Source organism: Aeromonas sp. 602396, assembly GCF_049173735.1.
GTDB lineage: Bacteria > Pseudomonadota > Gammaproteobacteria > Enterobacterales > Aeromonadaceae > Aeromonas > Aeromonas veronii_A.
This window is the reverse complement of sequence record NZ_JAAKSD010000026.1, coordinates 1-15,484: the sequence shown is the minus strand read 5'-3', so window position 1 is coordinate 15,484 and position 15,484 is coordinate 1. Positions and strand designations below refer to the sequence as shown.

Sequence of the window (15,484 nt, the reverse complement as noted above, 5' to 3'; positions counted from 1 at the left end):
GCCCGTAGCTCAGCTGGATAGAGTACCTGGCTACGAACCAGGTGGTCAGAGGTTCGAATCCTCTCGGGCGCACCATACAGACAGCCTCGACTTCGGTCGAGGCTGTTTTTTTATGGGCGACATTTAACTCTTTGGTGCGGATCCCCGTGCGCTGTTGAGGGGGGATCGCCCGTTTACCTGGCTGTTCTTGTCCTTATTTCTTCCCCTGTCTGTGATTGCTCACAGTTCTTCTGAACGGTGCAACCCCTCACCACCCTTTGCCTCATCTATAGGCGCGCTGTATGCCTGCCGTTGCAACGGCAGATGCCGCGCAGACATCACTAAGGGTTCGCTCATCAACATCCTGCAAGGCCTGCAGAGGCGTTCTGCAGGCAATAAAAAAGGATGCCGCAGCATCCTTTTGTGTCGAGATATTTACTCAGCTTTTCAACCATTTGCGAATGCGGTTGGCATCGCCGATGGGGGTGCGTTTGCCCACCGAGTTGAGTAGCACGATGGCAAGCTCGCGGCTGTCCGGTTTGGCGCGCATCACCAGACAGCGACCCGCTTCGTCAGTGAAGCCGGTCTTGGAGAGGCGCACGTCCCAATCCGGGTTTTTCACCAGCGGGTTGGTGTTGTTGAACATCAGGCTGTAGGCGGGGGCGCTGAAGCGCATCTCCCGGTTCTCATCCTGAGTGAACTGACGGATCAGCGGCTGGCGATAGGCGGCGGCGGCCAGCTTGCCCAGATCCTGGGCGGTGGAGACGTTGCGGGTGGAGAGGCCGGTGGAGTCGTAGAAGTGGGTATTACGCATACCCAGCTGTCTGGCCTTGTTGTTCATGGCTCGCACGAAGGCGCTGCGACCGCCCGGATAGTGACGCGCCAGTGCCGAGGCCATCCGGTTTTCGGAGGACATCAGCGCCAGATGCAGGGCGTCGCGGCGGGTCACCTTGGTGCCCATGCGGATGCGGGAGTGGGTGTGTTTGACCCGATCCAGATCGTTCTTGTCGACCGTGATGGTCTGGTTGAGATTCTGCTTGGCATCCAGCACCACCAGCGCTGTCATCAGCTTGGTGAGAGAGGCGATGGGACGCACCTTGGTGGCATTCTTCTGGTAGAGCGTCTTGCCCGTTTTTACATCCACGACCAGAGCGCTGCTTGAGCGTACTTCCAGTTTGGCTGGGTTGGGTGCCGCGCTGACCGCAGGCAATCCCAGCATTCCCATCAACCCGACAACCAGCGCTGCTGCGCGAATCCGACACCACATACAACCGACTCCATTCCCATCCAAAAAAAGGCGCTAGATTCACTCATTTTTACCCCGGCTTTACAAGGGCCGAGCGGGACTATTTCTGCTATTTGCGCAAAATTGGCGATCAAAAAAGCCCTCTAGCGAGGGCTTTCGGGTTGGGCGCTGGGCGAGGGGTCAATCCCGCGGCTGTGCGGCCCTGCGTTTGCTGATCCAGCGCCAGACCAGTGCCACCATGCCACCCACCAGCAGGGCCACCGGCAGATAGATGATGATATTGAAGAACTGGGTCTGGTATTCGGCGGCCAGCTTGGTGTGGCTCAGGTAGTAGCCAAACCCGACCAGCGGGCAGATCCACATGATGGAGCTGATCAGATTGACGATGAGAAAGCGCCCCTGGGGCAGCTCGGTGGCACCGACGATGTAGGGGTAGGCGGTGCGCACGAAGGCGATATAGCGAGCGGTGATCAGGGTGATGATCCCGTACTTGTCCAGCAGGTGGTAGACCTTCTGCTGGTGCCGCTCTTCCACGTGGGACATCAGCCGATGGTAGAGCTGGGTGTGGCCGAGAAAGCGCCCCTGCATGTAACCGAGCCAGGTGCCGACAAAGGTAGCCATGATCAACAGCGGGATTACCCCGAGAGACAATACATCCTGATAGATGAGCACGCCGGTCAGGATCAGCAGGCTGTCACCGGGCAGAAAGGCGGTAGGGATGAATCCGTTTTCCAGTACCAGAAACGTCAGAATCACACCACAGATCATGAAGGCCATCTTGGGATCGGAAAGTGTGTTCAGATCGTGATTCATAAAGGCGTGAGCCAGTTGGTAAAACTGCTCCATACTTGCAAACTCCGCAGGTTAGCTGGGTTGATCGGTCAAGGGCATGGCGAGCACCTTGTCGATGCGCAGGCCATCCATGTCAACAATTTCCAGTTGCCACTGTTCCAGTGTCACCAGATCGCCGGTTTGTGGAACACGACCAAGGAGCAGCATGATAAGCCCTCCGAGGGTGTGATAGTGATGTTTTTCTTCTTCTGGCAGACGAACTAACTCCAGACAGTCCTTCAACTCCGGCAGCGGGATCAGGCCATCGAGCAGCCAGCTGCCGTCGGCGCGCCGGAAGGCCCAGTTGTTCTCGCCATCCTCCTGCTGGAAATCCCCCGCCAGCGCCTCCAGCAGATCCTGCTGGGTGACCAGTCCCTGCAACTCGCCATATTCGTCCACCACCAGCGCCATCTGTTCGCTGTGGGTGCGGAAGTGGTTGAGCAGCTCGACGCCGTTGAGGGTCTCGGGCAGCAGGCTGCCCTCCTGGGTCAGGGCAGCCAGATCGATGGGCTCCCCCTTGATATAGGCGTGCAGCACCTTGCTGACATTGATGATACCCACCAATTCTGACAGGTTGCCGTCGCAGACCGGAAAATAGCTGTGGCGATACTCCACCAGCCGCTGCAGGTTGGTCTCCAGCGGCAGAGCCAGATCCAGATAGCGGATATCGCTGCGCGGCACCATCAGGGAGGAGAGGCTGCGCTCGTCGAGACGGAAGACGTTGCGCAGCATGGTGTGTTCATGATCCTCGATCACCCCGGCTTCAGAGCCCTCCACCAGCATGGCGTGGATCTCCTCCTCGGTGACGTTGGCGCTGCCGTTCTGGTTGACCCGCAGCAGCCGCAGGCTGGCATTGGTAGAGGCCGACAGCAGCCAGACGAAGGGGCGGGTCAGGGTGGCGAGCCAGTGCATGGGGCGGGCCACCAGACAGGCGATGCGCTCGGCATTGAGCTGGCCCAGCCGCTTGGGCACCAGCTCCCCTACCACGATGGAGAGGTAAGTCACCACCACCACCACTATGATGGTGGCGATCAGGCCACTGCTCTTGGCCGGGAGTCCCCACTCCTGCAACCAGAGGGAGAAGGGCTGGGCCAGCAGGGATTCGCCGTAGATACCGTTGAGCAGACCTATGCTGGTAATGCCGATTTGGACGGCAGAGAGAAAATGGGTCGGGTCTTCGCCCAGTTTGAGGGCAATGGCGGCGGAACGGTTGCCTTCAGAGGCAAGCTTGCCGAGGCGAGCCTTGCGTGCGGTGACGATGGCGATTTCTGACATGGCGAAGACGCCATTAAGCAAAATCAATCCCAGCAGGATCAATATTTCCATACAGCAACAGCACTCCTTGAGTGGATAAGATCGCTGGCAGTGTAATGAATTTGGCGGCGATGCGCTTGTGAAAGCGGGTGATCCGGCTCGCTAATTTGATGACAGCGCTCTGGGATGGCTGAAAAAGATGGCCGGAAAAGGGAAGGATGACCTCGCCAAACGACGTAATGGGTGAGGCGGGTGCTTGGCGAAGTGGCATTGCATGCAGGATGGAAAAGGGCGGGAAGTCCCGCCCTTGCTTGTCACTTGTCAGACAACCGTTATCAGAACTGCTGGAACCAGCGCTGGATCTGGGCTGGATCCTTGCTCTGGGTCAGGGAGAGCATCAGCAGCACCCGAGCTTTCTGCGGGTTGAGAGTGCCGGAGGCCACGAAGCCGTACTTGGCATCATCGATCTCGGCATCCAGGGTGGTGGCGCCGGTCGGCACGCGGGCGGAGCGCACGACGCGGATGCCATCCTTGCTCGCCTTGGCCAGGGTGTCGAACAGGGTGTGGTAGAGGTTGCCGTTGCCCACCCCGGCGCTGACGATGCCGTCGAACTTGGCATCCACCATCGCCTTGGCCGGCAAGTCGGTGGCGTTGGCGTAGCTGTAGACGATGCCAACTTGCGGCAGCTTGTCGAGCTTGCTCACGTCAAACGGCGTCTTGCTGGTGTGCAGACGGGCCGGGCTGCGCTGATAGTCGATCTTGCCGTTGTGGATGTAGCCGAGCGGGCCAAAGTTGGGGGAGGCGAAGGTTTGCACCCCGGTGGTGTTGGTCTTGGTGACGTCGCGGGCATCCAGCACGGTGTCGTTCATCGCCACCATCACGCCACGGCCCTTGGAGGCGGGGTCGGAGGCGGTCACTACGGCGTTGTAGAGATTGAGCGGGCCATCGGCACTCATGGCAGTGGAGGGGCGCATGGCGCCGACCAGCACCACCGGCTTGTCGCTCTTGACGGTCAGATTGAGGAAGTAGGCGGTCTCTTCCATGGTGTCGGTGCCGTGGGTGATGACAATGCCATCCACGTCATCCTTGGCCAGCAGCTCGTTGACCCGCTTGGCCAGCTTGAGCCACACCTCGTCGTTCATGTCCTGGGAGCCGATCTTGACCACCTGCTCACCCTGCACGTCGGCCACGTTTTTCATCTCGGGCACGGCGGCGATCAGGGTTTCGATGGCCACCTTGCCTGCCTCGTAGTTGGACTGGGTCGCGGACTGGCCTGCCCCGGCAATGGTGCCGCCGGTTGCCAGAATATGGACGTTGGGCAGGGCCATTGCCATGGGGGAGAGGGTCAGGCCGACGACGGCGGCGAGCAGGGTCTTGCGGATCGGTAGGGTCATGCTGCAAATCCTTATGGTTGGAATAATCGCAGCAAGTTTGCCCGTTTAATAACCCGGGTCTGTGATAAAACTCACCAAAAGACAGGTGAGTACAGATTTTTAACCTGTTTTATACCTCTATGGAGATAATTTAACTCGCAGAGAAACCCTTGTCTTCGATCAGGGCGATCAGCTCGGCCTTGCTCAGCTCGCTCTCGATGACGGCCTTGCTGCTGGTGAAATCGACGGTTGCGGTGGTGACTGCAGGCTGGGCCAGCAGGGCTTTTTGCAGACTGGCGGCGCAGCCACCGCAGGACATGCCGGACACGGTGAGTTCGATGGTCATGGGATATCTCCTCTGTTGATGAGCGCCAGCCTAAAGCTGCCGCCTCCGGCAAGGTCAAGCCTCAGTACATAAGACCCAGATAGTTCATCAGAGTTGCCCCGAGGCTGGTAGTGACCAGCGAACCGAGGGTGGTGGTGGCGATGATGTTCGCGGCCAGCACGCTGTCGCCCCCCATGGCACGGGTCATCACATAGCTGGCGGCGGCAGTCGGGGTGGCGCTGATGAGAAACAGAATACCCAGCTCCAGATGGCTGAAGCCGAGCAGGGCCGCCCCAAGAGTGAACGCAGCCGGAATGAGACAGAGCCGCATGATGCTGGCCCAGCCCGCAATGGCTGCACCACCACGCAGAGCATCCAGGCTGAGGGAGGCGCCGGTGCAGAGCAGCGCCAGCGGCAACGTCATGTTGGCGAAGTAGCTGCCGGTGGTGAGCAGCAGTTGCGGCATCTTGATACCGAACAGGGTAAAGGGCAGCGCCGCCACAATGGCGATGATCAGGGGATTCTTGATGATGCCGAGCAGAATGGGGCGGATACCGGTGGCGCCGCCGAGACTGCGGGTGAGGGTGATCACTGCGAGAATGTTGTAGAGCACGGTCACCGCGCCGACATAGAAGGCCGCCGCCCCCAACCCCTCGTGGCCGTAGGCGTTCTGCACATAGGCGAGCCCGATAATGGCGCTGTTGCCGCGAAAGCTACCTTGCACGAAGATCCCGCGCAGTCGCTGCTCCCCGATAAAACGTCCGGCCAGCAGTTCCAGCACCAGATAGCTGATAACGGTGGCGAGCAGGCCATAGCCGATAAACCAGAGGCTCGGCATGGTGGCGAAGTTGGTACCCAGAATACTGAGAAAGAGCAGGGCGGGCAGGGTGACCTGAAATACCAGTCGCGAGGCGGATTCGGTAAAGGGATCCGGCAGCAGCCCCAGCCGCTTGAGCAAGATGCCGAGCAGCAGCACCACGCAGATGGGGCCTGTGATGGAGAGGGAGAAGAGCATACTGGCCAGCAGATCCATGATGGGCATCCTGTGCTGTGCCCACACACCCTGACGGCGGGGCAAAAAGGGCATTCTAACGCCATGGGCTTGTATTCACAGGGGTTAATCACAACAATGTGGGCAATTCCACCGCCTAGCCTCCTGTGAGCCAATTCATGGACAAGAAACTGACCATCCTCGATATCGCCAGACTGAGTGGCGTCGGCAAGTCGACCGTCTCCCGGGTGCTCAATCAGGATCCCAAGGTGAAGCAGGAGACCCGCGAGCGGGTGGAGCAGATCATCGCCGAACATAGCTTCGTGCCGAGCAAATCGGCGCGGGCCATGCGCAGCCAGAGCCAGCAGGTGGTGGGGATCATCGTCTCGCGGCTCGACTCCAGCTCGGAGAATCAGGCGGTGCGCGGCATGCTGGAGACCCTCTATCAGCGCGGCTACGATGCTGTGCTGATGGAGAGCAAGTTCTCCCCCGCCAAGGTACAGGAGCATCTGGCGGTGCTGGAGCGGCGCGGGGTGGATGGCATTATCCTGTTCGCCTTCAATGACTTGGACTATGCCGCCATGGCGCCGCTGAAAGAGAAGCTGGTGCTGGTCGCCCGTGAATATCCCGGTTTCTCCTCGGTCTGTTTTGACGACGCCGGTGCGGTGCGCACCATGCTGGCGCAGCTGGCAAGCCGTGGCGCCCGCGATATCGCCTATCTGGGGGTGGATGCCTCGGATCTCACCACAGGCCAGCGCCGCCTAGACGCCTATCTCGCTTACTGCGCAGAGCAGGGGTTGCGCCCGCGCAGCGCCCTCGGCGATCTCAGCCTGCAGAGCGGCTACCGGCTGGCGGCCGAGCTGCTTACCCCCTCCACCCAGGCGCTGGTCTGCGCCAGCGACACCCTCGCCATTGGTGCGGCAAAATACCTGCAAGAACAAGGGCGTAGTGAGGTGCTGGTGACCGGTCTTGGCAACAACCCCATGCTCAGTTTCCTCTTCCCCAACGCCCTCAGTCTCGATCTTGGTTACAAAGGGGCGGGGGAGCAGGCGGCGCGTCAGCTGCTCGGCCAGATTGAGCAGGATCAGCCTCCGCTGGTGACTATCGCCCCCTGCCGAACCCTGTGAGCCCCATCACTTCCGACTGAACAAAAAATGTGCTTTTTGTGACGCTGGCCACGATTTGGGAACGTTCCCATTTCGATCTGGCCGGATTGTCGGCATGCTAAATGGGAACGATACCAAAAACGCTCCGGCCGACAGACTGGCTCAAAAGGGCGATACAGACCACTATTCAATGGCGTCACAGAGGGAAGACCCATGTCCAAGATCAACGCACAGCAGCTTGCCACCCTGATCGACAAGATCGGCGGCAAGGAGAACATCGCCACCGTCAGCCACTGCCTGACCCGGTTGCGCTTCGTCCTGAACGATCCGGCCAAGGCCGACAGCAAGGCTATCGAAACCATCCCGGCGGTGAAGGGAAGCTTCACCCAGGGCGGTCAATTCCAGGTGGTGATCGGTAACGAGGTAGAGCAGTGGTACAAGGCGCTGACCGAGCAGCTCGGCGTCAGCGGCGGCAGCAAGGAGACCGCCAAGCAGGCGGCCCGCCAGAACATGAACCCGCTGGAGCGGGGCATTTCCCATCTGGCGGAGATCTTCGTTCCGCTGCTGCCCGCCATCATCACCGGCGGTCTGATCCTGGGCTTTCGCAACGTCATCGGCGACATCAAGATGTTCGACGATGGTACTCACACCCTCACCGAGATCAGCCAGTTCTGGTCTCAGGTGCACGCCTTCCTCTGGCTGCTGGGCGAGGCGATCTTCCACTTCCTGCCGGTCGGTGTCTGCTGGTCTGCAGTGAAGAAGATGGGCGGCTCCGAGATCTTGGGTATTGTGCTGGGGGTGACGCTGGTGTCACCGCAGTTGATGAACGCCTACGGCATTGGTCAGCAGACTCCCGAGGTGTGGGACTTCGGCCTGTTCGTGATCCAGAAGGTGGGCTATCAGGCACAGGTCATTCCGGCGCTGCTGGCGGGTGTCTTCCTCGCCTGGGTTGAGACCAACCTCAAGCGGATCATTCCGGCTTACCTCTATCTGGTGATTGTGCCGTTTGTCTCGCTGCTGCTGGCGGTGATCGTGGCTCACGCCTTTATCGGCCCGTTCGGCCGCTGGATTGGTGATGGCGTCGGCTTCGCTGCCAAGGCGGCCATGACCGGCTCCTTCGCCCCTATCGGTGCCGCCCTGTTCGGATTCCTCTACGCGCCGCTGGTCATCACCGGCATCCACCACACCACCAACGCGGTGGATCTGCAACTGATGCAGAGCATGGGTGGCACCCCGATTTGGCCGCTTATCGCCCTCTCCAACATCGCTCAGGCGTCTGCGGTCGTCGGCATCATTCTGATTAGCCGCAAGGAGAACGAGCGGGAGATTTCGGTGCCTGCCGCCATCTCCGCCTATCTCGGGGTGACCGAACCGGCGATGTACGGTATCAACCTCAAGTACAAGTTCCCCATGCTGTGCGCCATGGTGGGCTCCAGCCTTGCAGCCCTCATCTGCGGTTTCGCCGGGGTGATGGCCAACGGCATCGGGGTAGGCGGCCTGCCGGGCATCCTCTCCATCCAGCCGCAATACTGGGCCGTTTACTCCCTCGCCATGCTGGTCGCCATCGTGGTACCGGTGGTGCTGACTCTGCTGGTCTACAAGCGCCAGCAAGCGGCCGGCAAGCTGGCCGAAGCCAGCGCCTGAATCTGATTGTCCGGGCGACCTTGCGGGTCGCCCTCTCCCTTTTCAATTTGTGACAAGAGAAAGAGCCATGAGCCAAACACCCTGGTGGCAGAGCGCCGTGATTTACCAGATCTATCCCAAGAGCTTTCAGGATTCCGCTGCCCGTGGCACCGGCGATCTCAAGGGGATCATGGCCCGCCTCGATTACCTCAAGACGCTGGGGGTCGATGCCCTCTGGCTGACCCCGGTCTACGTCTCGCCGCAGGTGGACAACGGCTACGACATCGCCGACTACTACGCCATCGACCCCGCCTACGGCACCATGGCTGATTTCGAGGCGCTGCTGACCGCCGCCCACGCGCGCGACATCCGCATCGTGATGGATATCGTGGTCAACCACACCTCCACCGAGCACGCCTGGTTCAAGTCGGCGCTGGGGGATAAAAACAGCCCCTACCGCGACTACTACATCTGGCGCGATCCGGTGGATGGCTGCGTGCCCAACAACTGGCAATCCAAGTTTGGCGGCAGCGCCTGGGAGCTGGACTCTGCCACCGGTCAGTACTACCTGCACCTGTTTGCCCGCGAGCAGGCGGATCTCAACTGGGAAAATCCGGCGGTGCGTGCCGAGGTGAAAAATATCATCCACTTCTGGGCCAAGAAGGGGGTGGATGGGTTCCGCCTCGACGTTATCAACCTTATCTCCAAGGATCAGGCGTTCCCGAACGACGAGATTGGCGATGGCCGCCGCTTCTACACCGACGGGCCGCGCATCCACGAATTTTTGCAGGACGTGAGCCGCGACGTGTTTGCTCCTGTCGGCGCCATGACGGTGGGGGAGATGTCCTCTACTTCACTGGAGCACTGTCAGCGCTATGGCGCCCTCGATGGCTCCGAGCTCTCCATGGTGTTCAACTTCCATCACCTCAAGGTGGATTACCCCAACGGCGACAAGTGGACCAAGGCTCCGTTCGATTTCATCGAACTCAAGCGCATCTTCAACCACTGGCAGAGTGGCATGCACGGCAAGGGGTGGTCGGCGCTGTTCTGGTGCAACCACGATCAGCCGCGCATCGTCTCCCGCTTCGGTGACGAGGGCGAGCATCGGGTTGTGGCCGCCAAGATGCTGGCCAGCACGCTGCACGGTTTGCAGGGCACCCCCTACATCTATCAGGGGGAGGAGATCGGCATGACCAACCCCGGCTATCAGCGCATCGATGACTATCAGGATGTGGAGAGCCGCAACATCTTTGCCATCAAGCAGGCCGAAGGGATGAGCGAGGCCGAGATCCTCGCCATTCTCGGTGCCAAGTCCCGCGACAACTCGCGCACCCCGATGCAGTGGAGCGCTGCGGCCAACGCCGGTTTCACCAACGGGACACCCTGGCTCAAGCCAGCCGCCAACTATTCCGAGATCAATGCCGAGGCGGCGCTGGCCGACCAGCACTCGGTGTTCTGGCACTACCGGGATCTCATCGCCCTGCGCAAGGCGCACCCCATCTTCACCCAGGGGGATTATCAGGAGCTGCTGACCGGGCACCCGCAGATCTGGGCCTATGCCCGCCGCGCCAACGGTCAGACCCTGCTGGTGGTGAGCAACTTCTACGGCGAGCCGGTTGAGTTTGCCTTGCCTGCCGAGCTGCAAAGCGGGCAAGGTCGGCTGCTGCTCGGCAACTACCCGGATAGCCCGGCCCGACCGCAATCGGGTATGCTGCGCCCTTATGAATCCCTGATCTGGCTGATGGAGTAGGTAATGGAGAAGGTGGTGCGCGGTACCGAGTGGCAGAAGATGGTGGCGGGGGAGCCTTATGATGCGGCTGACCCTGAGCTCAAAGCGGCGCGCGAGCGCTGCCGCCGGCTCTATCACACCTTCAACACCAGCTGGCAGGAGAAACCAGCGCGGGATGCTTTGCTGCACGAACTGCTCGGTGGCCGCGGCCAGGAGTGTGCCATCAATCCACCATTCTTCTGCGACTATGGTGCCAACATCTTCGTCGGCGAGAACTTCTACGCCAACGTAGGCTGCACCATCCTCGACGTCTGCGAGGTACACATCGGCGACAACGTGCTGCTGGCGCCCGGGGTGCAGATCTACACCGCCGCTCACCCGGTGGCGGTGGCGCCGCGCATCAGGGGTGTCGAGTTCGGCAAGCAGGTGCGGATCGGTCACAACGTCTGGATTGGCGGCAGCACTGTTATCTGCCCAGGCGTAACCATTGGTGACAACAGCGTCATCGGTGCCGGTTCGGTGGTGACCAAAGATGTGCCAGCCAACGTGGTGGCGGCTGGCAACCCTTGCAAGGTGCTTCGGCCGATGACGGCACAGGAGCTTGAAGGTGTCATCCAGCGGTGAACAGGGGCCATGAATGCTAGTGCTATCTGATTGATAGAAAAGCAACTGTCAGATTGTTTTGCATTCAGTGCTTATGTTCGGGGCCGCTTGGCCGATACTGTTGAATGCAGGAGGAACCCTATGGATATATCAAGTTCTGCAAATGCGTCGTTTGGTTCTGCTCTGATGACGGCCAGTCTGGCCAAGAAACAGCAGACCCAAGAGGGCGAAGCTGCGCTGAAGCTGCTGCAAAACGCAGCGCAATCAGCGCCGGTTGCACCGACATCGGCCAGCGCTTCTTTGGGAAGCAAGATCGATATTCGCGTCTGACCCTAATGAAAAAGCCCCCATCTCGCGATGGGGGCTTTTTTATCTCTGCGATTTGCGGGATCAGACCGGGAAAGGAGCCGGCGCCTCGAAGGTCATCCGTTCCCCGCTGCGGGGGTGGCTGATGGTCAGCATGGCCGCATGCAGGTAGAGATGGGGGGCAGCCGCCAGCGCATCCGGATGGGCGTAGAGGTTGTCACCCAGGATCGGATGCCCCAGCTCCAGCATATGGACGCGCAACTGGTGCGAGCGACCTGTGATGGGAGTCAGCTTGATCAGGCTGTTGCCGCTCTCCACTTTCAGTTTTTCCCACAGGGTCAGGGCGTGACGCCCCTCCTCGTGATCCACCTTCTGCTTCGGGCGGTTGGGCCAGTCGACGCAGAGCGGCAGGTCAACCTGTCCCGACTCTGCTTCCGGCTCACCCCATACCCAGGCGAGGTAGTGCTTCTCGGTCTCCCGCTCGCGAAATTGCCGACTCAGCTCCCGATGAGAGTTGGGATTGAGGGGAATGACAATGATGCCTGTGGTGGACATGTCGAGGCGATGAGCTGCCGCCGCCTTGGGGTGCTGCTGTTTCACCCGATGCAGGACGCTGTCTTCATTCTCGGGGCCGCGCCCGGGGACGCTTAGCAGGCCAGTGGGCTTGTTGACCACCATGATGTCCTTGTCCTTGAACAGGATATCGAGCCAGGGTTCCAGAGGCGGTGAGTATTCAAACATAAATGTCTCGCATCAGAAGGTGGGGGCAAGCCCCCATCAGTTATGGGTAACCACGACAAAGCGGCCTTGGGTATCCAGTTTGAGCTGGGTCTGGCCGCTGTCGGTCGGTACCTTGTCAGTTATGGGTGACCACGATAAAGCGGATGGCATCCAGCTTGAGTTGGGTCTGATCGATCAGGTGGTGCAATTCTGCCTGCAGATTGCGCAGATAATCCAGTTCGCTGTCGCGCACGTTCGGGTTGACTGCCTTGAGCGCTTCCAGACGATCCAGATCCTGCTGCAGGGTCTGCGCCATCTGGGTGCGGGCCTTGTCGACAATCCCGGCTTTCAGCTCTTCGGCAATGGCCTGGCCCTTGCCGATCAGACCGTGGATCACCGGTTGGGATGCAGTCACCAGCTTGCTGCCGAGGTGGCGATTGACCGGAGTCAGCTGGCGGTTGAAGGCATCGAACGCCACTTTCTCACCCAGATTCTGGCCGTTCTTGTCCATCAGCAGACGGATCGGCGTCGGCGGCATGAAGCGGTAGAGCTGGGGATGGGCCGCAGACTCGGCAACGAAGATCAGCTCAAGCAGGATGGAGCCGATGGGCAGTGCCTTGTTCTTGAGCAGTGCGACCGAGGTGGCACCGATCTCGGAGCCCAGGATCAGGTCGATACCGCCGCGCATCATGGGGTGATCCCAGGAGAGCAGCGCCATGTCATCCCGCGACAGGGCAGTGTTGCGATCGAAGGTGATGGTCATGCCATCTTGCGGCAAGCCCGGGAAGCTGGAGACCAGCATGTGATCCCCGGGGGTCAGCACCAGCGCGTTCTCGCCACGGTCATCCTGATTGACGCCGATCTCGTCGAACATCTTGAGGGCGAAGGAGATCATGCCGGTGTCATCATCTTCGGCGGCCAGCTTGTCGACCAGTTGCTGAGCGGCGGCGCCACCGCTGGAGTGGATCTCCAGCAGGCGATCGCGGCCCTGCTCCAGTCGAGCCTTGAGCGGCTCGTGCAGTTCGCGGGTCTTGACCAGCAGGGCGTCGAGGGCTGCCTGATCGCCGGTGTTGGCGGCCAGCAGCTCGAACAGCTCTTCACGTACAGCTTCGAATACCGGGCGAGCGGTCGGGCAGGTCTGCTCGAACGCATCGAGGCCATCGTGATACCAGAGCTGCAGGGCGCGCTGGGAGGTACCCTCCAGATAGGGAACATGGATTTCGACGGTATTCTGCTGACCGATGCGATCCAGTCGGCCGATACGCTGTTCCAGCAGATCCGGGTTGAGAGGCAGATCGAACAGCACCAGATGGCTGGCAAACTGGAAGTTGCGACCCTCTGAGCCGATCTCGGAGCAGAGCAGCACCTGGGCGCCACCCTCTTGCTGGGCGAAATAGGCGGAGGCCTTGTCCCGCTCAAGGATCGACATCCCTTCGTGGAACACGGCACCACGGATCCCTTCACGGGTGCGCAGCGCCTCTTCCAGCGCGATGGCGGTCGCTGCTTCGGAGCAGATCACCAGCACCTTCTGCTGACGGGCAGAGAGCAGCAGCTCCAGCAACCATTCAACGCGTGGGTCGAACTGGGTCCAGGTGGCGTTGTCGCCTTCGAACTGCTGGAAGATCTTCTCGGGATAGAGGTAGCGCAGGGCGCGGGTCTGCAGATCGCCACCGTTGCCACCCATCATGCCCATCACCTTGATGGCAGTCTTGTACTGCTCCGGCAGCGGCATGGGGTAGACGTTGAGGTGACGCTCGGGGAAGCCCTGAATATTGGCGCGGCTGTTGCGGAACAGCACCCGGCCGGTGCCATGCTGGTCCAGCAGCTTGGCGACCGCCTGCTGGCGGGCGGCGGCATCGCTCAAGTCTAGCCCTTCCAGCTGGCTGGCGAGGATCTGTCTGGCTTCATCGCTCAGGGTCTCGCCATCCAGCAGCTCCTGCGCTGCGCTGGCGACCTGACCATAGGCCTGCTCCTCGGCGAGGAAAGCCTCATAGTCGTAGAAACGCTCCGGGTCGAGCAGGCGCAGACGGGCAAAGTGGCTCTGGTGGCCCAGCTGATCCGGGGTTGCGGTCAGCAGCAGTACGCCCGGCACCTGTTCGGCCAGGGCTTCCACCATCTCATAGGCACGGCTCGGCGCCTCTTCACTCCACTCCAGATGGTGGGCTTCGTCGACAACCAGCAGATCCCACTCGGCTTCCAGCACCTGCTCGAAGCGACGACGCTTCTTGCGCAGGAAGTCGAGGCTGCAGATCACCAGCTGTTCGGTCTCGAAGGGGTTCTCCGCATCAGCAAACGCCTCGATGCAGCGCTCCTCGTCAAACAGGGAGAAGTGCAGGTTGAAGCGGCGCAGCATTTCGACCAGCCATTGGTGCTGCAAAGTTTCGGGCAGCAGAATGAGTACGCGATGGGCACGGCCGGAGAGCAGTTGCTGATGAATGACCATGCCCGCTTCGATGGTTTTGCCCAGACCTACCTCATCGGCCAGCAGTACGCGCGGAGCGTAGCGGTGACCCACTTCATGGGCGATATAGAGCTGGTGTGGGATCAGGCTGACCCGGCCACCGGCGAGACCACGAGTCGGGTTGCGACGACGTTGGTGCTGGTTCACCAGCGCCTCGTAGCGCAGGGTGAAGCGGGACATCCGATCGATCTGACCGGCGAACAGGCGATCCTGCGGCTTGTTGAACTTGATAAAGTTGTTGAGAAACACTTCTTTGAGGGCAACGGGCTCATCATTGTCGGTGCGCACACCTACATATATAAGCAGGCCGTCTTTCTCCTGCACTTCTTCGACCGTCATGGTCCAGTCTTCGTGACTGGTGATCTGATCGCCCACATTGAAGCTGACCCGGGTGACCGGCGCCTCTTCTTTGGCATACATGCGGTTTTCACCGGTAGCCGGAAACAACAGGGTAACCATGCGTCCTTCAACAGCAACGACAGTCCCCAACCCCAGATCCGTCTCTGTATCACTAATCCAACGCTGGCCAAGTGCAAAAGGCATTAAACTCTCCAAAGCCCAAGAGTGTGTGAATCGCAAAGGGGCGCTATGTTACCCGAAGGCGTGACCTCGATCACCATGCATATAGATGTAGAGAGACCAAATCGCCACAACCTTGATCTGCTACCACCGCCACGCCATCTAGAGGATAGCGAGCTCGCCAAACGGGTGTGTTGTTGCAGGATAAATGCGCTTTTTGGGTGATTAGTGAACGGTTGAACCAAAAGTGCGAATTTAATTCGAAAACACCCTTGCAAGCGTGATCCAGATCCCTATAATGCGCCTCCATCGACACGGCAAGCGGCAACGCAAACAACCTCGTCGATAACCTCGAAAAGCCTTTGAAAATAAGGCTTGACTCGAGAAGGCGGTTGAGTAGAATTCCACTCCCGCAGCA

The 15,484-nt window shown here is 60.3% G+C and carries 13 protein-coding genes; 5 read left to right on the top strand and 8 right to left on the bottom strand.

Translation table 11 applies throughout. The features are described 5' to 3' along the window. Positions 1–418 precede the first annotated feature (418 nt). The 6 genes from pbpG to G5229_RS20440 all read right to left on the bottom strand — a co-directional run bounded on the left by pbpG (position 419) and on the right by G5229_RS20440 (position 6,041). Positions 419–1,246 carry a D-alanyl-D-alanine endopeptidase gene (gene pbpG / locus G5229_RS20465; RefSeq protein WP_005348750.1) on the bottom strand — a complete coding sequence of 276 codons (828 nt, stop codon included), beginning with the start codon at positions 1,244–1,246 and terminating at the stop codon, positions 419–421. Positions 1,247–1,405: 159 nt separating this feature from the next. Next, entirely contained in the window at positions 1,406–2,071 is a 666-nt protein-coding gene (locus tag G5229_RS20460; RefSeq protein WP_005343012.1) for a DedA family protein, read from the bottom strand. 18 nt (positions 2,072–2,089) lie between these two features. Continuing rightward, positions 2,090–3,382: a hemolysin family protein gene (locus G5229_RS20455; RefSeq protein WP_421210249.1), complete on the bottom strand. Its 1,293-nt coding sequence runs from the start codon at positions 3,380–3,382 to the stop codon at positions 2,090–2,092. A gap of 263 nt (positions 3,383–3,645) precedes the next feature. Then, complete coding sequence (ansB, locus tag G5229_RS20450; RefSeq protein WP_005348754.1) at positions 3,646–4,704, bottom strand: L-asparaginase 2; 1,059 nt, start codon at positions 4,702–4,704, stop codon at positions 3,646–3,648. A 130-nt stretch (positions 4,705–4,834) separates the two neighbouring features. Then, a complete protein-coding gene (locus G5229_RS20445; RefSeq protein WP_199416611.1) occupies positions 4,835–5,029 on the bottom strand; it encodes a heavy-metal-associated domain-containing protein in 195 nt (64 codons plus the stop codon). Positions 5,030–5,090: 61 nt separating this feature from the next. Further along, positions 5,091–6,041: an AEC family transporter gene (locus tag G5229_RS20440; RefSeq protein ID WP_199416610.1), complete on the bottom strand. Its 951-nt coding sequence runs from the start codon at positions 6,039–6,041 to the stop codon at positions 5,091–5,093. Between the two features lie 137 nt (positions 6,042–6,178). Here G5229_RS20440 and treR point away from each other — a divergent pair, with 137 nt between their 5' ends. From treR to G5229_RS20415, 5 genes are all read left to right on the top strand, one after another. Further along, positions 6,179–7,126 carry a trehalose operon repressor TreR gene (treR, locus tag G5229_RS20435; RefSeq protein ID WP_257688122.1) on the top strand — a complete coding sequence of 316 codons (948 nt, stop codon included), beginning with the start codon at positions 6,179–6,181 and terminating at the stop codon, positions 7,124–7,126. A gap of 192 nt (positions 7,127–7,318) precedes the next feature. After that, complete coding sequence (gene treB, locus G5229_RS20430; RefSeq protein WP_270905460.1) at positions 7,319–8,749, top strand: PTS trehalose transporter subunit IIBC; 1,431 nt, start codon at positions 7,319–7,321, stop codon at positions 8,747–8,749. A 67-nt stretch (positions 8,750–8,816) separates the two neighbouring features. Beyond that, entirely contained in the window at positions 8,817–10,478 is a 1,662-nt protein-coding gene (treC, locus tag G5229_RS20425; RefSeq protein ID WP_421210246.1) for an alpha,alpha-phosphotrehalase, read from the top strand. A 3-nt stretch (positions 10,479–10,481) separates the two neighbouring features. Continuing rightward, positions 10,482–11,081: a sugar O-acetyltransferase gene (locus tag G5229_RS20420; RefSeq protein WP_139731101.1), complete on the top strand. Its 600-nt coding sequence runs from the start codon at positions 10,482–10,484 to the stop codon at positions 11,079–11,081. 120 nt (positions 11,082–11,201) lie between these two features. Beyond that, positions 11,202–11,390 carry a hypothetical protein gene (locus tag G5229_RS20415; RefSeq protein WP_005336040.1) on the top strand — a complete coding sequence of 63 codons (189 nt, stop codon included), beginning with the start codon at positions 11,202–11,204 and terminating at the stop codon, positions 11,388–11,390. Between the two features lie 60 nt (positions 11,391–11,450). Here G5229_RS20415 and rluA read toward each other — a convergent pair whose 3' ends face one another. Together rluA and rapA are read right to left on the bottom strand one after the other, a co-directional pair. Continuing rightward, a complete protein-coding gene (gene rluA / locus G5229_RS20410) occupies positions 11,451–12,107 on the bottom strand; it encodes a bifunctional tRNA pseudouridine(32) synthase/23S rRNA pseudouridine(746) synthase RluA (protein WP_421210244.1) in 657 nt (218 codons plus the stop codon). 115 nt (positions 12,108–12,222) lie between these two features. Continuing rightward, positions 12,223–15,090: an RNA polymerase-associated protein RapA gene (gene rapA, locus G5229_RS20405; protein ID WP_421210242.1), complete on the bottom strand. Its 2,868-nt coding sequence runs from the start codon at positions 15,088–15,090 to the stop codon at positions 12,223–12,225. Positions 15,091–15,484: the final 394 nt, after the last annotated feature.